Source organism: Pseudomonas sp. URIL14HWK12:I12, assembly GCF_003097135.1.
Taxonomy (GTDB): Bacteria; Pseudomonadota; Gammaproteobacteria; order Pseudomonadales; family Pseudomonadaceae; genus Aquipseudomonas.
In genome coordinates, this window is the sequence record NZ_QEQL01000006.1 from 83,457 (window position 1) to 104,820 (window position 21,364).

Annotated in this window: 21 protein-coding genes; 5 read left to right on the forward strand and 16 right to left on the reverse strand. The window is 62.7% G+C overall.

Features of this window, described 5'->3' with window-relative positions:
* Window positions 1–25 precede the first annotated feature (25 nt).
* Window positions 26–307 carry an HU family DNA-binding protein gene (locus F474_RS17755; protein ID WP_097087486.1) on the reverse strand — a complete coding sequence of 94 codons (282 nt, stop codon included), beginning with the start codon at window positions 305–307 and terminating at the stop codon, window positions 26–28.
* 379 nt (window positions 308–686) lie between these two features.
* On the opposite strand from F474_RS17755, the gene yejK reads away from it, so the two are divergent.
* Window positions 687–1,694 carry a nucleoid-associated protein YejK gene (gene yejK, locus F474_RS17760; RefSeq protein WP_097087484.1) on the forward strand — a complete coding sequence of 336 codons (1,008 nt, stop codon included), beginning with the start codon at window positions 687–689 and terminating at the stop codon, window positions 1,692–1,694.
* Here yejK and F474_RS17765 read toward each other — a convergent pair.
* The 8 genes from F474_RS17765 to F474_RS17800 all read right to left on the reverse strand — a co-directional run bounded on the left by F474_RS17765 (window position 1,675) and on the right by F474_RS17800 (window position 9,160).
* Window positions 1,675–2,610, reverse strand: coding sequence for a glutathione S-transferase family protein (locus F474_RS17765; protein WP_097087481.1), 936 nt, complete (start codon window positions 2,608–2,610; stop codon window positions 1,675–1,677). The two genes, yejK and F474_RS17765, sit on opposite strands and share 20 nt — an antisense overlap.
* Before the next feature lie 41 nt (window positions 2,611–2,651).
* The gene (locus tag F474_RS17770) at window positions 2,652–2,957 is read right to left on the reverse strand and encodes a GIY-YIG nuclease family protein (protein ID WP_097087478.1); all 306 of its coding nucleotides are present in this window, start codon (window positions 2,955–2,957) and stop codon (window positions 2,652–2,654) included.
* Window positions 2,923–4,152, reverse strand: coding sequence for an MFS transporter (locus F474_RS17775; protein ID WP_097087476.1), 1,230 nt, complete (start codon window positions 4,150–4,152; stop codon window positions 2,923–2,925). Before F474_RS17775 ends, F474_RS17770 begins: the two co-directional genes overlap by 35 nt.
* 26 nt (window positions 4,153–4,178) lie before the next feature.
* On the reverse strand, window positions 4,179–4,841 hold the full coding sequence (locus F474_RS17780) for a FadR/GntR family transcriptional regulator (RefSeq protein ID WP_097087474.1): 663 nt from the start codon (window positions 4,839–4,841) through the stop codon (window positions 4,179–4,181).
* Between the two features lie 84 nt (window positions 4,842–4,925).
* Window positions 4,926–5,684: an amino acid ABC transporter ATP-binding protein gene (locus F474_RS17785; RefSeq protein ID WP_097087472.1), complete on the reverse strand. Its 759-nt coding sequence runs from the start codon at window positions 5,682–5,684 to the stop codon at window positions 4,926–4,928.
* 12 nt (window positions 5,685–5,696) lie between these two features.
* Window positions 5,697–6,794 carry an amino acid ABC transporter permease gene (locus tag F474_RS17790; protein WP_097087470.1) on the reverse strand — a complete coding sequence of 366 codons (1,098 nt, stop codon included), beginning with the start codon at window positions 6,792–6,794 and terminating at the stop codon, window positions 5,697–5,699.
* A gap of 10 nt (window positions 6,795–6,804) precedes the next feature.
* Window positions 6,805–7,983, reverse strand: a complete 1,179-nt coding sequence (locus tag F474_RS17795; RefSeq protein WP_097087468.1) for an amino acid ABC transporter permease — start codon at window positions 7,981–7,983, stop codon at window positions 6,805–6,807.
* A 148-nt stretch (window positions 7,984–8,131) separates the two neighbouring features.
* On the reverse strand, window positions 8,132–9,160 hold the full coding sequence (locus tag F474_RS17800) for an amino acid ABC transporter substrate-binding protein (protein ID WP_097087467.1): 1,029 nt from the start codon (window positions 9,158–9,160) through the stop codon (window positions 8,132–8,134).
* A 465-nt stretch (window positions 9,161–9,625) separates the two neighbouring features.
* Between F474_RS17800 and F474_RS17805 the strand changes: the two genes are divergently transcribed.
* Window positions 9,626–10,282 (forward strand): alpha/beta hydrolase, encoded by a 657-nt coding sequence (locus F474_RS17805; RefSeq protein ID WP_097087465.1) that lies wholly within the window; start codon window positions 9,626–9,628, stop codon window positions 10,280–10,282.
* Between the two features lie 87 nt (window positions 10,283–10,369).
* A complete protein-coding gene (gene rhlB, locus F474_RS17810; protein WP_097087463.1) occupies window positions 10,370–11,794 on the forward strand; it encodes an ATP-dependent RNA helicase RhlB in 1,425 nt (474 codons plus the stop codon).
* Window positions 11,795–11,810: 16 nt separating this feature from the next.
* Here the strand turns inward: rhlB and F474_RS17815 are convergent, their stop codons facing one another.
* The 4 genes from F474_RS17815 to F474_RS17830 all read right to left on the reverse strand — a co-directional run bounded on the left by F474_RS17815 (window position 11,811) and on the right by F474_RS17830 (window position 15,975).
* Window positions 11,811–12,251 (reverse strand): thiol-disulfide oxidoreductase DCC family protein, encoded by a 441-nt coding sequence (locus F474_RS17815; protein WP_097087461.1) that lies wholly within the window; start codon window positions 12,249–12,251, stop codon window positions 11,811–11,813.
* Between the two features lie 43 nt (window positions 12,252–12,294).
* Complete coding sequence (ampE, locus tag F474_RS17820; RefSeq protein WP_097087459.1) at window positions 12,295–13,119, reverse strand: regulatory signaling modulator protein AmpE; 825 nt, start codon at window positions 13,117–13,119, stop codon at window positions 12,295–12,297.
* Window positions 13,116–13,676: a 1,6-anhydro-N-acetylmuramyl-L-alanine amidase AmpD gene (gene ampD, locus F474_RS17825; RefSeq protein ID WP_097087690.1), complete on the reverse strand. Its 561-nt coding sequence runs from the start codon at window positions 13,674–13,676 to the stop codon at window positions 13,116–13,118. The genes ampE and ampD overlap by 4 nt, the downstream gene beginning before the upstream one ends.
* An 82-nt stretch (window positions 13,677–13,758) precedes the next feature.
* The gene (locus tag F474_RS17830; protein ID WP_097087457.1) at window positions 13,759–15,975 is read right to left on the reverse strand and encodes a DUF1631 domain-containing protein; all 2,217 of its coding nucleotides are present in this window, start codon (window positions 15,973–15,975) and stop codon (window positions 13,759–13,761) included.
* Window positions 15,976–16,313: 338 nt separating this feature from the next.
* Between F474_RS17830 and nadC the strand changes: the two genes are divergently transcribed.
* On the forward strand, window positions 16,314–17,162 hold the full coding sequence (gene nadC / locus F474_RS17835; RefSeq protein ID WP_097087455.1) for a carboxylating nicotinate-nucleotide diphosphorylase: 849 nt from the start codon (window positions 16,314–16,316) through the stop codon (window positions 17,160–17,162).
* 33 nt (window positions 17,163–17,195) lie between these two features.
* Entirely contained in the window at window positions 17,196–17,741 is a 546-nt protein-coding gene (locus F474_RS17840) for a cupin domain-containing protein (RefSeq protein WP_097087453.1), read from the forward strand.
* Between the two features lie 62 nt (window positions 17,742–17,803).
* On the opposite strand, the gene F474_RS17845 is transcribed toward F474_RS17840, so the two are convergent.
* The 3 genes from F474_RS17845 to F474_RS17855 all read right to left on the reverse strand — a co-directional run bounded on the left by F474_RS17845 (window position 17,804) and on the right by F474_RS17855 (window position 21,314).
* A complete protein-coding gene (locus F474_RS17845) occupies window positions 17,804–18,814 on the reverse strand; it encodes a GlxA family transcriptional regulator (RefSeq protein ID WP_097087450.1) in 1,011 nt (336 codons plus the stop codon).
* Window positions 18,815–18,918: 104 nt separating this feature from the next.
* Window positions 18,919–20,409: an aldehyde dehydrogenase gene (locus F474_RS17850; protein ID WP_097087448.1), complete on the reverse strand. Its 1,491-nt coding sequence runs from the start codon at window positions 20,407–20,409 to the stop codon at window positions 18,919–18,921.
* A 2-nt stretch (window positions 20,410–20,411) separates the two neighbouring features.
* The gene (locus F474_RS17855; protein WP_097087447.1) at window positions 20,412–21,314 is read right to left on the reverse strand and encodes a dihydrodipicolinate synthase family protein; all 903 of its coding nucleotides are present in this window, start codon (window positions 21,312–21,314) and stop codon (window positions 20,412–20,414) included.
* Window positions 21,315–21,364 lie beyond the last annotated feature (50 nt).

Consider the following 21,364-nt stretch of genomic DNA (forward strand, 5'->3'; position numbering starts at 1 on the left):
CGCGGTTTTCAGTGAAGGCAATGCCTTACTTGTTGACCGCGTCGGTCAGCGCCTTGGCCGGCACGAACTTGACGACTTTCTTGGCGGCGATTTCGATGGCGGCGCCGGTCGACGGGTTACGGCCAGTGCGAGCAGGGCGCTCGGCGATTTTCAGTTTACCGATACCTGGCAAAGTGATTTCTTCGCCATTTTCCAGCTGATCCGCAACGATCTGGCCCAGTTGATCCAGAGCGTTCTTGGCGGTGGCCTTCGGTGCCGAGATGGATTCGGCAATGTCGGCGATCAGTTGGTCTTTGGTCAGTGCCATGTGGATGTTCCTTCCTGTCAATATTCAAGAGTGTGCGAAGCGGTTTCAGCCCATGGGCAAATGGCGATACGAAAGCCCCGGCCCATGCCTCGCCGAACGGGCATGTAGAGGCTCGAAAACGGGTTTGGTTCGCTGCAAATGCGCAGGCTTCGCAGGGCTATACGGCGCGGATTCCGGGGCTTTGCCGGCCCGCTCCGGTAGACGGGGGAAAACTAGCACAGCACTGGGCAAATATCCGCCTTTATTCCGATAAATACTGAATTAAATTGCTCTTTTGTTTAAAAATTAAACAACTCGAGTGCCCTGTTGCTTCACGGCTGCCTCTGGCCCGAACAACTTGCGTTAAACTCTTGCCCTTTCGAGCCTTCCCGAGAGTGCCATGCCGATCCGCCACTGCATCGTCCACCTGATCGACAAGAAACCCGACGGCAGCCCTGCCGTCCTGCACGCCCGCGACTCGGCGCTGCAAGCCTCACAGGCGCTGGAGAACCTGCTGGCCGATCTCAACGAAAGCTATAACGCCAAGCAAGGTAAAGCCTGGGGTTTGTTCCACGCAGAATCCGGCGCTTACCCTTTCAGTGGCTGGCTCAAAAGCTACCTCGACGAGGAGCAGGATTTCACCGCTTTTAGCCGCCAGGCCGTCGAACACCTGCAGAAGCTCATGGAAGAGTCCAACCTCTCGGTAGGGGGGCATGTGCTGTTCGCCCACTACAACCAAGGTATGACCGAGTACTTGGCCATTGCATTGCTGCACCATAGCGAAGGCGTCGCGGTCAACGCCGAGCTGGACGTCACACCCTCCAGGCACCTTGACCTGTCGCAGTTGCACCTGGCTGCGCGGGTGAACCTGTCGGAGTGGCGCAACAACGCGCAATCCAAGCAGTACATCTCGTTCATCAAGGGCAAGAATGGCAAGAAGGTCTCGGATTACTTCCGTGATTTCATCGGTTGCCAGGAAGGCATCGACGGCCCCGGGGAAACCCGCACGCTGCTCAAGGCCTTCAGCGACTACGTCGAAAGCGAAGACTTGCCCGAGGAAGCCGCGCGCGAGAAAACCAACACCCTGGTCGAATACGCCACTACCCAAAGCAAATTGGGCGAGCCGGTAACCCTGCAAGAGCTCTCGGAACTGATTGACGAAGACCGCCCGCAGGCGTTCTACGACCACATTCGCAACAAAGACTACGGCCTGTCACCGGAAATCCCGGCCGACAAGCGCACGATCAATCAATTCCGCCGCTTCACCGGCCGTGCCGAGGGGCTCTCGATCAGCTTCGAGGCGCACCTGCTTGGCTCGAAGATCGAATACGACGAAGAAGCCGGCACGCTGACCATCAAGGGCGTGCCGACCCAGTTGGCCGATCAGCTCAAGCGCCGGCAGGGCTGACGCGAAAGCCCAAGCGCGGGAAGTGCACGTTGACCGTCCCGGCGCGTGGGTCTTGGCGCTGCACGATCAATTCCTCAGCACCGCAGTACAGCAAGGTACCGGCAACCGCCTCCACACCGTAATCGGTCGCGGCCACTTCCACGGCCTGCCCCACCAATGGGCCTTGATCCGCCGGGCCCTCCGGCAGCGCCGCCGGTGTGCCGGCCCGGGCGATCTCGATGGCTTCGGCAGCACTCAATTCGCTGCTTGCACCATGCCCGAAACCCAGCACTCGGCCCACCCAGGCGGCTGCCTCCGGGTAAAGATCGACCAAGGGCGCGGTAACCGGTGTGCCTTTGAGAAACCACAGGCAGTGCGCGAGGGCAAAGTCGGCATAGGTCGCCTCCCCCAGCAGGAAATCGCCCTCGGCATGCGACAATTGGCGCTCCAGGCGCGCCATGATCGCACCCCACTCCACGCTCGCCTGCTCAAGTGGAACCCGCTGGGCGTTGCCACCGCTGAACAGCTTGGCGCGGTCGGCCAGAAATGCCTGGCGCTGCTCTTCGGTGAAACGAGCGAACCGAACCGCGGCGGACTCGGGCTGGAAGACCAGCGAAACCGCACGAGGGAACACCTGGGTATCGGCCCAGGCAGCAAAGCCGCTGATCACGGCATCCAGGTGCTGTGGAAAAAGCGCTGGCTGGGTTTTTTCCTGCTCCAGCCGGCGAGCGATCAGTGCAGTGTCGCAATAGATGTCGGCACCGACCTGCAGCACCGGCGTTTTGCGGTAGCCGCCGGTCAAGGCGGTGAGATCGGGCTTGGGCATCATCGGCGGGATGCTTACCGAGCGCCATGACAACCCCTTGAAACCCAGCATCAACCGCGCCTTTTCAGCGTAGGGGGAAGTGGGATAGTGGTGCAGAATCAACTCGCTCATGGCAGCGCCCTTGGCAGTGAAATGGGCCCTGAGCTTACGCGCTAATCTTGGTAGGCCGCTACCAGTGCTTCCTTGGCCGGCTTGCGCAGGGCCTTGATCATCCGCTCGTGGCGCAACGCTTCGCCCTTGCTGCCCCACGCCTCGACATACACGAGCGCCACGGCGCGGCTGGAGGCGAAAAAACGCGCGCCCTGCCCTCTCTGGTGCGCCTTCAGGCGGCGCACCGGGTTATCGCTGATGCCGCAGTACAATGCGCCGTTCTCGGCGCGAACCAGGTAAACGAACCATGGCCTGGGGGGCCCGAAGAATGGCTCAGGCACCGACGGCCTCGCTGCGCACCTGCACATGCAACGCACGGCCTGCGCCCAAACCAAAGCCGATCGCGAGCACGCCAATCACGGCGAACAACCACCCCACCGCACTCCAGCCGCCGGTCCAGTCGTGAATGACCCCCACCAGCAAAGGCCCCAGGGACGCCAGCGTATAACCAACCCCCTGCGCCATGCCCGACAGCGCCGAGGCGACATGGGCATCGCTGGCGCGCAGCACGATCAAGCTCAAGGCCACTGCGAACATAGCACCCTGCCCCAGCCCCAATAGCACCGCCCAGCCCCAAAGCCCGCCCAGAGGGGCGTAAAGGCAGCCAAACAGGCCCGCCAGCGTCAGGCACATCACCACAACCACCGCCAGGCGCTGGTCTCGCCCACGGGTTGCCAGCCAGGGGGCTGTGAGCGAGCTGGCCATCTGCACCAGGATCGACACTGAAGTCACCAGGCCTGCTTGCTCTGGCGACAACCCGCGCGCCACCAAAATCGACGGCAGCCAGCCGAAAACGATGTACGCCAGCGAAGACTGCGAGCCCATGTACAGCGTCACCTGCCAGGCCAGGCGGTCACGCAGCAAGCCGCGCACCTGGAAACGCCCGCGATGTGCCTGGCCGTGCCGGCGGGTATGCGGCCACCAGGCCAGTGCCGCCACCACCACCGGCACTACCCAGAAACCCAGGCCGAAACGCCAGCTGCCACCACTGGCGTGGGCCAGCGGCACGCTTGCACCGGCAGCCAGGGCCGCGCCCATGCACAGCGCCATGGTGTACACACCGGTCAAGGTGCCGGCATGCTGCGGAAAGTCGCGCTTGACGATACCCGGCAGCAACACCCCGATCACGCCGATGCTGGCGCCGCTGACCAGGCTGCCCGCAAACAAACCTAGGGGGCCGGCCAGCGTACGCAGCAAAATGCCCAACCCCAGGCAGCACAGCACCACCAGCACCACCCGCTCGGCACCGAAGCGCCGCGCCAGCCCTGGCGCCAAGGGCGCGAACAGCCCCAGGCACAGCACCGGCAAGGTGGTCAGCAAGCCCGCACTGGCGCCTGACAACCCCAGTTCGGTAGTCACCTGCCCCAACAGCGGGGCTAGGCTCGACAACGCAGGGCGCAGGTTCAGTGCCACGAGCACCAGCCCAACCAGCAACCAGGCGGGGCTGAACTTCGGGGCCAGCGGCGTATCGGCAGGCGGGGTTTCGCGCAAAGGGGCAGTCATGGGCAGGGGCTCTCAGGTCAGAGGTTTCAGTGGTCTGTGCCACTGTCGATCAGTTCACGGCACAGGCGTGCGGCCTTAGCTCCGTCGCGGGCCTCGACCGCATCGACCATACCGGCGTGCAGGTCGAAAATGGATTGCTCGCGCTGCCGCGGATGCAGCGTCAGGCGCAGCGAGCCCGCCACCACCTGCGAGAAATAACGATAGAGCTGGCTCAGCATCGGATTGTGGGCGGCGTCTACCAGGCGCTGGTGGAACACCATGTCGCAGGCGATGTAACGCTCCAGGTCGCGGTGGTAGTGCTCGCCACTGTTGGCCAGGGCCGCTCGCAGTGCAGCAAGGTCATCGGCCGTGCGCCGGGTACAGGCCAGCATGATCGCCTCGACCTCGATGATACGGCGGGTTTCACGGGCCTGGTCGAGGGTGCAGCCCGACATCGCCTTGAGCGCCTCCGACGGGTCGGCACGCCCGCGAAGGTAACTGCCGTCACCCTGGCGGATTTCGATCAACCCGCTGAACGCCAGCACACGCATGGCTTCGCGGACGGTATTGCGGCTTATGCCCAACTCCAGCGCCAGCTCCGGTTCGGTGGGCAACCGCTCGCCGACGGCCCAGTGGCCTTGTGCGATGCGCTCGCGTAATCGCTCAAGGGCCTGGTCGACCAGCGAGCGTTTGAGAAGAGGTTCGGGCATTTCGTCCAATCATCGGATGAATAGGCTCGAAAGCATAAGCGCGTGTGCACCGGGCCGCAACCCGGTACCCACGCGCTGTGGGGGTTAGTGCAGGATCTGACCCAGGAACAACTTGGTGCGCTCGTTCTGCGGCCGGTCGAAGAAGTCGTCAGGCTTGGCCTGCTCGACGATCTCGCCTTTGTCCATGAAGATCACGCGGTCGGCCACGGTGCGGGCAAAGCCCATTTCGTGAGTCACGCACAGCATGGTCATGCCGTCTTTGGCCAGGCCCACCATGGTGTCGAGCACCTCCTTGACCATTTCCGGGTCCAGCGCCGAGGTGGGCTCGTCGAACAGCATGATCTTGGGCTTCATGCACAGCGCACGCGCGATAGCCACGCGTTGCTGCTGGCCACCGGAAAGCTGGCCTGGGTATTTGTTGGCCTGCTCGGGGATGCGCACGCGCTGCAGGTAGTGCATGGCGATCTCCTCGGCCTCCTTCTTCGGCATCTTGCGCACCCACATCGGCGCCAGGGTGCAGTTCTGCAAGATGGTCAGGTGCGGGAACAGGTTGAAGTGCTGAAACACCATGCCCACTTCGCGGCGCACGTTCTCGATCTGCTTGAGGTCGTCGGTCAGTTCGATGCCATCGACCACAATGCTGCCGCGCTGATGCTCTTCCAGGCGGTTGATGCAACGGATGGTGGTCGACTTGCCTGAGCCGGACGGCCCGCACAGCACGATGCGCTCGCCCTGGCGAACGTTCAGGTTGATGTCCTTGAGCACGTGGAACTGGCCGTACCACTTGTTCACACCATCCATGCGGATGATGCCTTCGGCGCCAGGCTGTTTGTTATCAGTCATCTCAATTCACTCCTAACGCTTGTGGCCAGTGTCCAGCTTGCGCTCCAGGTACTGGGAGTAGCGGGACATGCCGAAACAGAAGATCCAGAACACCAGGGCAGCGAATGCGTAGCCCTCGGTGGCCATGCCGAGCCATTTAGGGTCGGCGGAAGCTTGTTTGACGCTGTTGAGCAACTCGAACAAGCCCACGATGTAGACCAGCGAGGTGTCCTTGAACAGCGCGATGAAGGTGTTTACCAGCCCTGGAATGGTCATCTTCAGGGCCTGAGGCAGGATCACCAGCCCCATGCTCCGCCAGTAACCCAGCGCCATGGCCGAAGCCGCTTCATACTGGCCCTTTGGAATGGCCTGCATGCCGCCTCGCACCACTTCTGCCACGTAGGCAGACTCGAACAGGATGATGCCAATCAGCGCCCGCAGCAGCTTGTCGAAGCTCATGCCCTCGGGCAGGAACAACGGCAGCATCACCGAGGCCATGAACAGCACCGTGATCAACGGCACGCCACGCCAGAACTCGATGAAGGTCACGCAGACCACCTTCACCGCCGGCAGCTTGGAGCGCCGCCCCAACGCCAGCAGGATGCCCAGGGGCAAGGCGCCAGCGATGCCGACCACGGCCAGGATCAGGTTGAGTGTCAGGCCGCCCCATGCCGAGGTGGGCACATGCTCAAGGCCCAGCACACCGCCCGACAACAGGAAGAAAGCGACAATCGGATAGAGCACGATGAAGGCAATGCCGTACTTCGCTTTGGGCGTGAACTGCCGCACGAAAAGCGGTGCCACCCCGACAATGGCCAACAGCACAGTCAGGTCTACCCGCCAACGTAGCTCGGGAGGGTAGTAGCCGTAGATGAACTGGCCGAAGCGCTGCTCGATGAACAGCCAGCAGGCGTCACCTCCGGTGCATTGTTCGCGGGTATCGCCCAGCCAGGTGGCGTCGAAGATCGCCCAGCTCAGCAGTGGCGGCACGATCAACCAGATCAGGTAGATCGCCAGCAGCGACATCAGGGTGTTGAACCAGCTGGAGAACAGGTTGTTGCGAAGCCACGCCACAGGGCCAAAGGTCTTGGCCGGTGGCGGCAGGTCAGGCTTGAATTGATGGGTGCTCATGCGCGTGTCCTCACCGCTCGATCAGCGCAATGCGCTTGTTGTACCAGTTCATCAGCAAGGAAATGCTGATACTGATCGCCAGGTACACCGTCATGGTGATTGCCATTACCTCAGGCGCCTGGCCGGTCTGGTTGAGCACCGTGCCGGAAAACAGCGAAACCATTTCCGGGTAGCCCACCGCCGCAGCCAGCGACGAGTTCTTCATCAGGTTCAGGTACTGGCTGGTCAGCGGCGGCACGATCACCCGCAAGGCTTGCGGGATGATGACCTTGCGCAAGGTCGGCCCATTGCGCAGGCCCAGCGAGTGGGCCGCTTCGCTCTGGCCATGGCTGACCGAGCGAATACCGGAGCGAACGATCTCGGCGATGAACGCTGCGGTATAGATCGACAGCGACAGCACCACCGCCAGCAGCTCGGGAATCAGCACCCAGCCACCGGTGAAGTTGAAGCCCCGAAGCTCTGGAACATCCCAGTGGACAGGGGCGCCGAACACCAGGACCGACAGCCCCGGCAGCACGATCAGGATGGCAAGCCCTACCCAGAATTTATGGAACGGCTGGCCGGTTTCATCGAAGCGCTTGTTAGCCCACTTGGCCATCAGCACCACCCCGACTACCGCCAACACCACTGCAACCAGAAAGGCACGCATGCCTTCGGCGGGCACCGCACCGGGCATGTTCAGCCCCCGGGCACTGACGAAGAACAGGTCCATGAAGCTGTGCGCCTGGCGTGGGCCGGGCAGGCTGAGAAAAATTGCGAAGTACCAGAAGAGGATCTGCAGCAACGGGGGAATGTTGCGGAAGGTCTCGATGTACACCGTGGCCAGCTTGTTGATCAGCCAGTTCTTCGACAGCCGTGCCACCCCGAGGGTAAAACCGAGCAAGGTCGCCAGCACGATGCCGATGACGCTCACCAACAAGGTGTTGAGGATGCCGATCACCAGGACACGGGAATACGTATCGGCCTCGGTGTAGTCGATCAGGTGCTGAGCGATACCGAAGCCGGCAGAGTTCTGGAAAAAGCCAAAGCCGGAGGTGATGCCCCGGTGTTGCTGGTTGACCTGCATGTTGTGAAACAGGTACCAGCCGATGCCGATCACCAGAACGACAGTGAGAATCTGGAATATCCAGGCTCGCGCACGCGGGTCGGTCAGCAAAGAACCTTTAGGTGCGCCAGATGTGTTATGCATGGGATGCCCCGACGAATATGTATCAAAACTAGAGCAAGCGAAAACAGCAAGGCAGGGCACGGCCAATGGGCCGCATCCCTGCGCCTGCTTTCAGTCGATTTCGATTACCCGTACCAGCGCGCGACGGTGCCGCGCGCTGGTGGAGGCATCAACGCACGGGCGGTGCGTACTGGATGCCGCCGTTCTTCCACAGGGCATTCATGCCGCGGTCGATTTCCAGCGGTGTGCCTTTGCCGAGGTTGCGCTCGAAGATTTCGCCGTAGTTACCCACCTGCTTGACGATCTGCACCATCCAGTCTTTGGGCAGTTGCAGGTCCTTGCCGAACTCGCCGTCAGCACCGAGCATGCGGCGCACGTCAGGGTTGGTGCTGCTCTTGGCCATTTCTTCGACGTTCTTCGAGGTGATACCGGCTTCTTCGGCATCGACCATGGCGAACAGCGACCACTTGACCACGTTCAGCCACTCGTCGTCACCCTTGCGCACCAGCGGGCCCAGAGGCTCCTTGGAGATGGTCTCGGGCATTACGACGTAATCAGTAGGCTTGGACAGCTTGGAGCGTTGTGCGTACAGCTGCGATTTATCAGAGGTCAGCACATCGCAACGGCCGCTTTCAAGCGACTTGGCGCTTTCGTCGGAGGTTTCGAAGGTGATGGGGGTGTACTTGAGGTTATTGGCGCGGAAGTAGTCAGAGACGTTCAGCTCGGTGGTGGTGCCCGCCTGGATGCAGATGGTGGCGCCATCGAGTTCCTTGGCACTGGAAACGCCGAGTTTCTTGCTTACCAGGAAGCCTTGGCCGTCATAGTAGGTGACACCTGCGAAGATCAGGCCCATGCCCGCATCGCGAGAGCTGGTCCAGGTGGTGTTACGCGAAAGCACGTCGATTTCGCCCGATTGCAGGGCAGTGAAGCGCTCCTTGGCGTTCAGCTGGCTGAACTTGACCTTGCTGGCGTCACCGAATACCGCTGCGGCGACCGCACGGCAGACATCGGCATCGATACCGACGATCTTGCCCGAAGCGTCTGGAACGGAGAAGCCCGGAAGGCCATCGCTGACGCCGCACTGGACGAAGCCCTTTTTCTTCACGCTGTCCAGGGTGGCCCCTGCCTGAGCCATGCCGCTTGCGCCGAAGGCGACTGCGACGGCCAGTACTGCCAGGGTGGATTTCAACATCTTCATTCAAACCTCCAATGGGCTCTGTGTTGTGTCCGAGCTTTAAAATTACGCCATGCCCTTGTGAGGCAGTTGCCGGCCCTGTGCTGGCTTGTTATTGGGCCGAGTGGCGCAACGAGCGTGTAGCGATCGGGAAAAGGTGTGCGCCTTACCCTGGAAAATCACTGCCTCGTCGCGCCGCAGGTTGTCTGCTGACGCTAGCCCCTCTGTACGCTTGCGTCGGTGCGAGGCGTGGCAAAGAAGCCGGGTACACAGTCTCCGATCCGTTTGTTACCGGCTGACGAGAAATGCGCACTCTTGATTGCTATAGCAAAGCCCATACCAGACCGGCTCAAAAAACCCTTTGCATGCACGTCAAGCGGCAAAGTTGTAACCTTGCGACAACTTGTTCAGTTATCCCTACCTCACGCCCCGTTCCAGTGCACCGAACAGTGCACTGCCCGGTAACGTCGGCACCGTTTTGGAGCAATCATGACCCCACCTCTGATCCTTGAACCCGCGCAACCGGCAGACGCCTGTGTCATCTGGTTGCACGGCTTGGGCGCAAGCCGCACCGATTTCGAGCCGGTTGCCCGCATGCTGCAGCAGCGCCTGCCCACGACACGCTTTGTGTTGCCTCAGGCCCCTACCCGCCCGGTGACGATCAACCAGGGCTACCCGATGCCAAGCTGGTACGACATTCGGGCCATGAGCCCGGATCGCGCGATCGACCAGCCCCAACTGGAAGCGTCTGCGCACCAGGTGCTGAACCTGCTCAGCGAGCAGCAGGCCCAGGGCATCAACCCCGCACGCTCACTGCTGGCCGGCTTTTCCCAAGGCGGCGCAGTGGTGCTGCACACCGCCTATATAGAAGCAGACCTGCCGCTGGGCGGCGTGCTCGCACTCTCGACCTACGCCCCCACCTTCGACGAAAGCGTCGCCCTGAGTGACGTCCAGCGTGCCATCCCGCTGCTGAGCCTGCATGGCAGCCACGATGGCGTCGTGCTGCGGTCGATGGGCCGCTCGGCCTTCGACAAACTCGAGGCGGCAGGCGTCAGCGCTCAATGGCGCGAGTACCCGATGGAACACGAGGTGGTGATGGAAGAGATCCAGGACATCGGTGACTGGCTGGCTGCGCGACTGGGGTAACGCCATGCAGGGTGCGGCACTACGCTGCGCCCGGTTCTTGCATTACACTGCCCGGCGTACATTCCTTAACCAATCGATGAGAAGACCGTGCTCAAGGCACTCAAAAAAATATTCAACAAGGGTGAGGCCGAGCCATTGCCGGCCGCCCCGGCGCCTGTAGTGGCGCCCACTTCCGAGGCGCCCCTTTCGCCTACCGCTGCGCAACCTACAGCCCCGGCAGCCGAAACCCGGCCAGCCCAGCCGCGCCGCGAACGCGCGCGCAAGCCGCGCCCACCCAAACCTGCCGCCCCTGCCTGGCGCCCGGAAGATTTCACCGTCGAGCCGCAGGAAGGCAAAACCCGCTTCCACGACTTTCCGCTCGGCAACGAGCTGATGCGCGCCATTCACGAGCTGGGTTTTCCCTATTGCACGCCGATCCAGGCGCAGGTGCTGGGGTACACCCTCAAAGGGCAGGATGCGATAGGCCGCGCACAAACCGGTACGGGCAAGACCGCAGCGTTCCTGATTTCCACCATCAAGCAGTTGCTGCAAACCCCACCCCCCGCGGAACGCTTCATGGGCGAGCCCCGGGCGCTGATCATCGCCCCAACGCGCGAACTGGTGGTACAGATCGCCAAGGACGCCGAGGCACTGACTCGCTACGCCCCGCTGAACGTCATGACCTTCGTCGGCGGCATGGACTTCGACAAGCAGCTCAAGCAGCTCGAAAGCCGCTACTGCGACATCCTGGTGGCCACGCCGGGCCGCCTGCTGGACTTCCAGCAACGCGGCGAGGTTCACCTGGACATGGTTGAGGTGATGGTGCTCGACGAGGCCGACCGCATGCTCGACATGGGTTTCATCCCGCAGGTGCGCTCGATCATTCGCCAGACCCCGCCCAAGAGCGAACGCCAGACCCTGCTGTTCTCCGCCACCTTCACCGATGACGTGATGAACCTTGCGCGGCAATGGACGGTAAACCCGGCCATCGTCGAAATCGAGCCGGAAAACGTGGCGAGCGAGACGGTGGAACAGCACGTTTATGCCGTGGCCGCCGCCGACAAGTACAAACTGCTCTACAACCTGGTCAGTGACAACGGCTGGGAGCGGGTGATGGTGTTCGCCAACCGCAAGGATGAAGTGCGCCGGGTAGAGGAGCGCCTGGTGCGTGACGGCGTCAACGCTGCCCAGCTTTCCGGGGATGTACCGCAGCACAAGCGCATCAAGACCCTCGAAGCCTTCCGCTCGGGGCAGATCCGCGTGCTGGTGGCCACCGATGTGGCAGGCCGCGGCATCCACATCGACGGTATCAGCCACGTGATCAACTTCACCCTGCCCGAAGACCCGGACGACTACGTGCACCGAATAGGCCGTACTGGCCGTGCGGGCACCTCTGGGGTCTCGATCAGCTTCGCAGGCGAAGACGATGCCTACCAATTACCGGCCATCGAGGCGCTTCTAGGCCGCAAGATCGGCTGCGAAATGCCGCCCGACGAGTTGCTGCGGCCGGTAGCCCGCAAGGCAAGGGCCTAGCGCCTCAGAGCGAGCCCTAGAGAAACCGGCCAGCATGGTCCGGGCTGGGTACCATGCAGCTGGAGTGCTTGCCGAACCACCGGTAGCGATTGCGCGCGACGCGGTCATAGAGCCAGTCGCGCACTCCAAGTGGGCATAGCCGCAGCACGCGCAGCAGCGGCCAAGGCGCAGGCAAGCGGCTGACCACTTCGAAGAACGCCTCCGAGCGCACCCAGTAATGGCGGCCGTTGATCACCGCCATGGTGTCGAAGTCATTGAGGGGCAAACCTGCCCACTCGAGCAAAGCCTGCCCTTGCGGCGACTGCACCGCCGCCAGGCGTACGCGCCGGTGGTGGTCGTGGCGCATCAGGAATTTTGCCCAGCCATTGCAGAGCTTGCAGACGCCATCGAAGAGCACCACGGTTTCACCGGGTGCCAGTAGGGGGGCACATACAGGGCGAGTGAGAGATTCCGGCATTATGGCCTCTGAATTACGGCTAGGTTTTGCCAGGGGCCAGCCCCTAGTTGAGCAACGTCGCTATCGCCAGCACCACATACCAGAGCACTGCTGCCCGCTGCAGCAGAGACCACAGGGCATCCAGGCCCGCCACAGGCTGCTCGGGTTCTGCGCCAATGGCCAATTGGCCGGCCTGGCCCACCAGCTCACGGGCGCTGATGTACCAGTGCAGCAGCTCCTGAAGCATCAGGCGCATGACCGCAATGAAATTACCGACCAGGGCAAAGCTGGCACCCAGCAGCCGCGCGGGTAGCCAGTCCAGCGCATGGCGCAGCTGTGCGGCACGCTCCACCAGGGGGGCGTGACGGCTATGCTCGGCAACCAGCGCCACCAACCGATACCCCAACGCCATGACAGGCCCCAGCAAGGCGTACCAGAACACGACGGTGAAAAAGCTTTCCAGCGCACGCCACAGCAGCCAGCCTTGCACCTGCTCGGCCAACTGCGCGGGGGTTTCAGCGCGCTCGCCGATATCGCGCTCGGCAACATGCAGGGCCGCGGTGTCGTCGCCACGGCGCCAGGCATCGCGTAGAGGCCCAAGCGCAGCTTTAAGGTCACCCCGGCCAAGGCTGTAGCCCAGCACAAGCAGGTGAACCGGCAGGGCCAGCAGGCCATAGCCAACCGGCTTGATCACCACCAGCAACAGCCCCAGCACGGCCATCGGCACACCTGCCAGAATCAACAGTATCAGCCATGGCTCACGGGCCAGAGCAGGCATTCGCTCAAGGCGTGCCAGCTCGCCCAGCAGGAAGCCGTCGCGTTGCAGGCGCTGGCGCAGGGCCGAGAATTTCTCGATCCAGACAACGATCAGCAGCACCAGAAAAGTCATTGCCCCTCCCCTTCGAACACATCAGCGCGGTAGCGCACCCAATCGAAACAATTGCCAGGGTCCGTCTTGCGCCCCGGCGCGATATCGCTATGGCCTGTCACGCGGGCGGCATCGATGGCTGGAAAACAGCGGATCAACTCAGCCGTCAGCACCTTCAGGCAATCATACTGGGCCTCGGTGAAAGGCAAGTCATCGGTTCCCTCCAGCTCGACCCCCAAGGAAAAGTCGTTGCAGCCTTCCCGCCCTTCGAAACGCGACACACCTGCATGCCAGGCGCGCTGATGACAGCCTACGAACTGGGTCAACGCGCCATCGCGCTCGATCAGAAAGTGCGCTGACACCCGCAGGTGCGCAATACCTTCGAAATAGGGATGCTCGGCAGGGTCAAGGCGGTTCTGAAACAGCGCCGCCGGCCGCCCGGTGCCAAACTGCCCTGGAGGAAGGCTGATGTTGTGAATCACCAACAACGACACTTCACCGCTGGGGCGTTCGTTGAAATTGGGAGAGGGGCAGTGCCGCGCGCCGTGGCACCAGCCCGTTTCGGGATCCAGCCGGATCGCCTGGGGAAGCATAAACCGTCCTTGCCGTTAAACCGCGTTGCGCCCGAGTATGCCGCGCAAGGGCGGCATCATAAAGGGCTCAGGCGCTCTTTAGCAGGCGCAGGCGGCCCACCACGGCGTCCATGGCACGGTCGACCAGCAAGTTGTCATCCAGCACGCGCAACTCATTGCGCTGGATCGCCAACGCCAGCGACGCAGCCGTGCGCTCCAGCACCTTCATGCCCGTGCGGTTGACGAACACGTACTTGCCGGTGCTTTCGATGATGGTCGTCAGCTTGCAGCGCAGCGGCTCGCCATCTTCTTCCAGCAGCTCGACCCACGTCCCTGGCCTGAGTGCGGCGGCCTGCTGAACGGCAGGGTCCGCCTCCGGCAAGGCGGGCGGCGCGTCGGGAGCCTTTGCCGGGCCTTGGCCGTCCAGCACGATTTCGCTCTCTACCTTAACCAGCGCGATGTCGTCGTCAGCCTGCAGCGTCGCCTCGGTCAGAGAGGTGCGCTGAATAGCCTGCACGTGCAGGGTTTCGAGCTGGCTGAAGAAGTCACTCGTGGCGAAAGGGTCGAACGCCGCGCTGGTCAGGCCTTCGCGCAGTGCCTTGAGCAAGCCGGGCACCAGGCTCAACAACCGGTTACGCGCTTGGGCGCCATCGTGGGGCTCTACGCTCCAGACCAGATCGTCCATGGTCGCCAGCGCCGCCTGCCATTCAGGTGCCTGCTCGCCATGCTTGAGCCAGGTGAGCAACAGCACCTTGCTCCAGGCCTCCTCCAGCAAGCGCACCACTACCTGCGGCAGGGTTTTACCCAGCAGGCGACGGTTGAGCTCGAACTGAACGTGCAGGCGCGCCAGCTCGGCACGGGCACGGCCCTCTTCGGCGTCACGGGTGCGCTGCTCCAATAGCTCGCTGCGCCGGCGCTCCTCGGCAGTGAACGCCAGGAAGTCCACCAGCAACTCGGAGAACAGCGAAGTGTCATCGACAAAATCATTGAGCAAGCGCTGTACGATCTGGTCGATGCGCCCGTGCAGCGCATCGCGCTGAAAGTCGTCACGGCCGCTCCAGCCCATGGCAGCCTGGGCGATCTCGTTGAGCAAGCGCCGCGCTGGGTGGTTGGAGCGGGCGAAGAAGCTTTTGTCGAGCACAGCAACTTTCAGGATCGGGATCTGCAAGCGGCCAATCAGTGCGCGCAACGAGTCAGGCAGGTTGCGGTCGTCGAGAATGAACTCGAACAACATCGCGACCAGGTTGATCACATCTTCATCTACAGTGCCGACAACCCGGGCCTTGCCGCTCTTGAGGCTCACCCGATTGAGCAGCTGCTCCAATTGCATGCGCAGGTCGTAATCCTCGGCCTGCTCAGGTTGCTGAGGCACGTATTGCTGCAGGTGCGAGAGCAGACGCATCAGGTCGTTGGTCGAAATCGGCAGTACCGTAGCAGCAGGCTCGCGGCGCGCCGGCTTCAGGCTACGCACCTGATGAACCAGCTCCTGCAGCGCGGTGAACACTTCCCGGACGCTCTCCTCCAGCGGCTCTTCCAGCGGGGCTACCTGTGCCGGGGCGTTGTCGTCTTCCGGAGCACGGCGGCGGCCGGGTCGGTCATCGGCACGGCGCGCCGGAGCCACTTTCAGCTCGGGGAGAATACCCGTAGCGATGAGCAACTGGTTGGCATCGAAGTACAAGTGGTCGGTGTCGGCCAGGACATAACGGTCGAACAGCTTGAGGATGATCAGCTTGACCTTGATCTCCACGCCCAAGGTCTGCCCCGCCTGCACGAAGTAATCGCACAGCATGGCGGGGCCCAGGGGGTTGCTGTCGTCGGTCAGCACCCGCGGAACCAGTGCATTGAGGCGCGTGGTCAGCTGGGTGAGTGCCAGGCCATCGCGGGCCAGCACTTTGTTGACCATAGAGTCCAGCGCCACCGTGCGCTCCAATTCTTCGTTGGGCACCAGCGCGAGCTTGTCGTAGTTCATCGGTGCCGGGCGTGCCTGGCCCACGTCGTACTGGCCAACGCGCACGAAGGCCTCGTAGAACTTGTCGAGAAAACCCCGCTCGATGTTCTTGCGCTTTAGGCGCAGGTCACGCATGGCTTCGAAGAACAGGTTTTGCTCATTGTTGCTGGAGGCCTTGTCGGCCATCTCGAACAAGGTATCGTCAGCATTATCGAACAGCGCTTGCAAGCCCTCACGCAACTGCTGGGCGGCCTTGTCGCGCACCTGCAGCACCACCACCGGCAAACGTGCCAGCGGCGCGCTAGCGGCGAGGTCCGCCGCAGCATTGAGGTGCACTACTTTGCCGTCGTTTTGCATGCTCGGCTCCTTGATCGGCGAATCCATGCCGCAGTGGATGAACAGCCGCGCAGGGCGCGGCCAGAAAGGTTTCGTGCAACTTTGAGAGGCGAATCTGAAGTTGGTTTCATCCACTCGGCGGAAAGCGCCATCAAAAAAGCGCCAATTTAACGGCGCATCGAATTGGGATGAAGGCGGTACTCTCGTGGAATGATTGACAACGGAAATTGCGTTTTGCTCCGTCGTTCCGATCAAAGGCATCACACTGGCCTGGGAAAATCATTCGATGGCAGGCGCCGAGGGTTCGCGCTCCTGGCTTGCTGCCCTATAATCCGCCGCACTTTGCCTTGGAGCCCCCCATGCCGAACCTCAGCCTTGCCTCCCTCAGCGCCGAGATCGACGCCAACGTGCGCCGGGCACTGGCCGAAGATGTCGGCGCCGGAGACATCACTGCCCAGCTCATTCCGCAGAATCGGCTGGCCAGCGCTGCGGTGATCACCCGCCAGCCCTGCGTGATCGCCGGTAGTGCCTGGGTAGACGCCGTGTTCCGCACCCTCGACCCGCGCGTTGCCGTGCACTGGCAGGTAGGCGACGGCGACCGGGCAGAGGCCGACCAAGTGCTGTTTCGCCTGGAGGGCCCTGCCCGGTCATTGCTCACCGGGGAGCGCAGTGCACTGAACTTCCTGCAACTGCTCAGCGGCGTCGCAACCCGTGCCCAGGCGCTGGCCGACCAGGTGGCGCACACCGGCGTGCGGCTGCTCGACACCCGTAAAACCTTGCCTGGCCTGCGCCTTGCGCAGAAATACGCCGTCACTTGCGGCGGCTGCCATAACCACCGCATCGGGCTCTACGACGCTTTTTTGATCAAGGAAAACCACATTGCCGCCTGTGGCGGCATCGCCCAGGCGGTGGAGGCGGCTCACCGCATCGCGCCGGGCAAGCCCGTGGAGGTCGAGGTCGAAAGCCTTGCCGAACTCGAGCAGGCCCTGGTCGCCGGCGCCGACATCATCATGCTCGATGAGCTGAGCCTCGAAGACATGCGTACCGCTGTAGCGATCACCGCAGGCCGAGCCAAGCTCGAAGCCAGCGGCGGCATCAATGACGCCACCTTGAAGGTGATCGCCGAAACCGGCGTGGACTACATTTCCATCGGAGCCCTGACCAAGGACGTAAAGGCAGTCGACCTGTCGATGCGCCTGTCGTTGTGATCGGCCTTTCCTCTTTCTGACATCAAGGGTGCTATGGACATCGGGCCACGACTGAAAACCGTACGTGAACGCCATCAACTCTCGCAGCGCGAGCTGGCGCGGCGCAGTGGAGTCACCAACGCAACCATTTCGCTGATCGAACAGAATCGGGTCAGCCCTTCGGTCAGTTCCCTGAAGAAGCTGCTCGAAGGCATCCCCATGACCTTGGCGGATTTTTTCGCAAGCGACGAACCGCCCGCCGACAACCCCTACATCTACCGCGCCGGCAGCCAGCCCGACCTGGGCCGCCGCGGCGTTCGCCTGCTGCTGGTAGGCGCCACGGTCAAGGATCGGCAGATGCGCATGCTGCGTGAGCTCTACGCACCCGGCGCCGACAGCGGCGAGCCGATCGTGCACCCTGAGGGCGAAGAGTGCGGGCTGGTCACCCGCGGCACTATCGAGCTAACCATCGATGGCGAGGTCAGCATCCTGCAGGCCGGCGACGGCTACTACTTTCCCACCACCCTGCCCCACAGCTTCAAGAACATCGGCCAGGACGAAGCAGAAATCATCAGCGCCAATACACCGGCCAACTTCTGACCGGCGTGGCCGGGGCTTCGCACCTGGCCAAGCGAAGGGCGGCCGGCGCGCCCCGCCAGCGCTCAAAACTCCATGCGCTTCTCCTTCGACGGCGGATGCCCGAAATACGAGGTGTAGCATTTACTGAAGTGGCTCGGCGACACGAACCCGCACGCCACCGCCACCTGCACGATCGACAGCGTCGAATGCTGGAGCAAGCGCCGGCCTTCGGTCACGCGCAACTCCAGGTAATAGCGCAGCGGGGTGGTGTTGAGCTGGTCTTTGAATAGCCGCTCGATCTGGCGCCGGGAGCGGCCGATGTAGCCGGAGATCTGCTCGAGGTCCAATGGCTCCTCGAGGTTCACCTCCATCAGCTTTACCACATCGCGCAGCGGCGCGGTCATTTTCACCCGCAGCTTCGGGTTCACCCGCCGGTAACGCGACGCCTCGAAGGCAAGGATATCGACGATGCCATCCACAAGGTCAGTACCCTGATGCAGGCCAATCCACTCCAGCACCATGTAGAACGCCCCGTTCGGGCTGGCGGCGGTGAAGCGATCACGGTCGACCATGTAGCTTTCGCTGGTGACCTGGCTGTGCTGAGCGGTTTCGGCCAGGGCCGGGCGATGCTCGGGATGAATGGCACAGCGGTAGCCATCGAGCAGCCCAGCCTGGCCGATGAACCAGGCGCCGTTCCACAGCCCACCCAAGGCAATGCCCTTCTCTGATGCCTTGCGCAGCAGCCCCTTGAGTTCTGCATGAGCACGCAGCGGCGTGCGCAGGCCGCCACAGATCACCAACAAGCTCAAGCCATCGAGGTTAGCGGCGCTCAACAACTGGTCGGGGCGAATGATAATGCCCAGGTCACTGGGCACCTCCTGCGCCTGAAGGCTGAAGGTGGTGGTGCGGAACAGGTTGGGGCGCAGCAGATTGGCCGTCACCAGGGTGTCCAGGGCCTGGGTGAATGCCGGCAGGGAGAAGTGATCGAGCAACACGAACCCTACATGCGTGCAGCTAGGGGGCGGCACCTGCCCGCCTTGCAGGTAGCGCAGGTTCTTGCCCTTGATGCCGCCGCTGAAAGTACGCCGCTCCATGATCGCTCCCTACAAAAACTGGCAGTACGCCTGAAATCAAGACCGCCGCTGAAACAGCGGCGGCCATACACACAGGTGAACGCATCAGGCAACGCGCGCACGTATCACGAAGCGTCGATCCAGATGGTCTTGAGCTCAGTGTACTGGTCGTGTGCCCATTGTGATTTATCCCGGCCGCCGAAGCCCGACTCCTTGTAGCCGCCGAACGGCGTGGAGGCATCACCCTCACCGAAACAGTTGATGGTGACGATACCCGCCCGAATACCCCGCGACAGCTTGAGCGCATTACGCAGGTTGCCGGTGTATGCAGAAGCGGCCAGCCCGTAGTGGGTGTCGTTGGCCAGCTCGATTGCCTCTTCGAGCGTGTCGAACGTGGTCACGCTCAACACGGGGCCGAAGATCTCTTCCTTGAACAGGCGGCTGTCTGGGCTGACACCGTCGACGATGGTGGGCTGCACATACACGCCCTGCTCAGTCTGGCCGCCGGTGACCACCTTGAGATTGGCCTCGCTGGCGTGTTCAAGGTAAGAGCGCACCTTGTCGAAGTGAGCCTTGCTGACCATCGAGCCCAAGCGGTTTTCCGGGTCCATCGGGTCGCCCAGCTTCCAGTCGCGCAGGTGCACCTGCACGCGCTCGAGCAGCTGATCCTTCACCTGGCTGTGCACGATCAGCCGCGAGGAAGCAGAGCAGTTCTCGCCCATGTTCCAGAACGCGCCATTTACCACGTGCTGTGCGACCTGATCGATGTCTTCGACGTCGTTCATGACCACGGCCGGGTTCTTGCCACCCAACTCCAGCACCACCCGCTTGAGGTTCGATTCGGCAGCGTACTTGAGGAACAACCGGCCAGTGTCGGTGGAACCGGTGAAGCTGACGCCGGCGATGTCCGGGTGCCGGCCGATGGGCTCACCGGCTTCCTTGCCGCTGCCCGGCACCACGTTGAACACCCCCGCCGGCACGCCGGCCTGGTGCGCCAGCTCTGCTACGCGCAGCGCGGTAAGTGTCGTTTCTTTCGCAGGCTTGACCACGATCGAACATCCCGCAGCCAATGAGGGGCCGATTTTCCAGGCCAGCATGAGCAACGGGAAGTTCCAGGGCAGCACCAGGCCCACTACACCGATCGGCTCGCGCACCACCATCGTGACGGCGCCGCTGCCAACCGGCGCAGTGGCGTCGTAGATCTTGTCGATCAGCTCGGCATGCCAGCGCAGGGTGTGGATGGTTTCCGGTACATCGATGTTCTGGCATTCGCGGATTGGCTTGCCACTGTCCAGGCTCTCCAGCACAGCCAGCTCGTGAGCGTTGTCTTCGAGCAGCTGGGCGAACTGTTGCAGCACCGACTTGCGCGCCGTGGGGTGCAGGCCACTCCAGCGGCCATCTTCAAACGCCGCCTTGGCCGCTGCGACCGCAACGTCTACGTCCTGGCTGTCACAGGCGCTGACCCGCGCCAGCTCGGCACCGGTGGCGGGGTTGGTGGTCACGAACGTGTTGCCGCTCTTGGCAGCGACGAACCGGCCGTCGATGAATGCCTGGGTGCGCAGCTCAAGGCTTGCAGCAATGTCGGCATAGGCTTGTTTGCTCAGCAGGTCGGCCATGGTCAGGCTCCTTGGGTGATCAGTGAGACGTTCTTCTTGAGCTGGGCGACGACCTGCTCGAGCGCGGCTTTTTCCTCGGCAGCCAGCCCCTTGAGCGGGGCGCGTACGCCGCCGCTGGGCAGGCCGGCCAGTTCGCAGCCGTACTTGATCGACTGCACGAACTTACCCCCTTCCAGGTGATCCATCAGCGGCAGCATGGCGGCCATGATGCGCCGGCCCTTGTCGAAGTCCTTTTCGATCACACAGGCTTCGTACAGCGCCACGTGCTCGCGCGGCACGAAGTTGGAGCCGGCGCACACCCAGCTGCGCGCGCCCCAGGCGAAGAACTCCAGCGCTTGGTCGTCCCAGCCGCATGAGAGCTGCACGTTCGGCTGGCAGGTGGCAAGGCGATGCAAGCTGGCCATGTCACCCGAGCTTTCCTTGATCGCCTGGATGTTCGTGCAACCGGCTACGGCGTCGAAGAATTCAGGGCCCATGGCCATGTTCATGCGGCCGGGATAGTTGTAAAGCATGATCGGCAGGCCTGCGGCCTTGTCTACGGCCAGCACGTGCTCGGCAATTTCCTGCTGGGTGGGCAGCGCATAGGGCGGCGTGCCGACCAGGATGGCATCGGCCTTCTGCGCCTTGGCGGCCTCGGCGAACAGGATCGAGTCTTCAGTACGAATCGCACCGGTGCCGATCACCAGTGGAATGCGGTTGCCGACCACATCGCGAGCCTGGGCGATCAACGCCAGCCGCTCTTCGTTGGAGTGGGCGTAGTACTCGCCGGTGGAGCCGCCGACCACGATGCCGTGCACCTTGGCTTCGATCAGGTATTCCAACACCTGGGCGAAACCTGCGTGGTCGATCTGGCCACTGGCCTGCAGCGGAGTGATCGCGGGGGTGAAGATGCCGTCGAAGTTCACAGTGTTGCCTCCATCAAGTCATGCGTAATAAGGCAGGGGGCGCCCTGCCA

Coding starts and splice junctions, on each gene's coding strand:
- F474_RS17780 (WP_097087474.1), bottom strand. CDS start 4,841: ATGCCCGAACCTCTTCTCAAACGCTCGCTGGTCGACCAGGCCCTTGAG.
- nadC (WP_097087455.1), top strand. CDS start 16,314: ATGCCGAACCTCAGCCTTGCCTCCCTCAGCGCCGAGATCGACGCCAAC.
- F474_RS17770 (WP_097087478.1), bottom strand. CDS start 2,957: ATGTGCAGGTGCGCAGCGAGGCCGTCGGTGCCTGAGCCATTCTTCGGG.
- ampE (WP_097087459.1), bottom strand. CDS start 13,119: ATGACTTTTCTGGTGCTGCTGATCGTTGTCTGGATCGAGAAATTCTCG.
- F474_RS17850 (WP_097087448.1), bottom strand. CDS start 20,409: ATGGCCGACCTGCTGAGCAAACAAGCCTATGCCGACATTGCTGCAAGC.
- F474_RS17795 (WP_097087468.1), bottom strand. CDS start 7,983: ATGCATAACACATCTGGCGCACCTAAAGGTTCTTTGCTGACCGACCCG.
- F474_RS17755 (WP_097087486.1), bottom strand. CDS start 307: ATGGCACTGACCAAAGACCAACTGATCGCCGACATTGCCGAATCCATC.
- F474_RS17840 (WP_097087453.1), top strand. CDS start 17,196: ATGGACATCGGGCCACGACTGAAAACCGTACGTGAACGCCATCAACTC.
- F474_RS17805 (WP_097087465.1), top strand. CDS start 9,626: ATGACCCCACCTCTGATCCTTGAACCCGCGCAACCGGCAGACGCCTGT.
- F474_RS17830 (WP_097087457.1), bottom strand. CDS start 15,975: ATGCAAAACGACGGCAAAGTAGTGCACCTCAATGCTGCGGCGGACCTC.
- F474_RS17845 (WP_097087450.1), bottom strand. CDS start 18,814: ATGGAGCGGCGTACTTTCAGCGGCGGCATCAAGGGCAAGAACCTGCGC.
- F474_RS17765 (WP_097087481.1), bottom strand. CDS start 2,610: ATGAGCGAGTTGATTCTGCACCACTATCCCACTTCCCCCTACGCTGAA.
- F474_RS17815 (WP_097087461.1), bottom strand. CDS start 12,251: ATGCCGGAATCTCTCACTCGCCCTGTATGTGCCCCCCTACTGGCACCC.
- yejK (WP_097087484.1), top strand. CDS start 687: ATGCCGATCCGCCACTGCATCGTCCACCTGATCGACAAGAAACCCGAC.
- F474_RS17800 (WP_097087467.1), bottom strand. CDS start 9,160: ATGAAGATGTTGAAATCCACCCTGGCAGTACTGGCCGTCGCAGTCGCC.
- F474_RS17775 (WP_097087476.1), bottom strand. CDS start 4,152: ATGACTGCCCCTTTGCGCGAAACCCCGCCTGCCGATACGCCGCTGGCC.
- F474_RS17790 (WP_097087470.1), bottom strand. CDS start 6,794: ATGAGCACCCATCAATTCAAGCCTGACCTGCCGCCACCGGCCAAGACC.
- F474_RS17785 (WP_097087472.1), bottom strand. CDS start 5,684: ATGACTGATAACAAACAGCCTGGCGCCGAAGGCATCATCCGCATGGAT.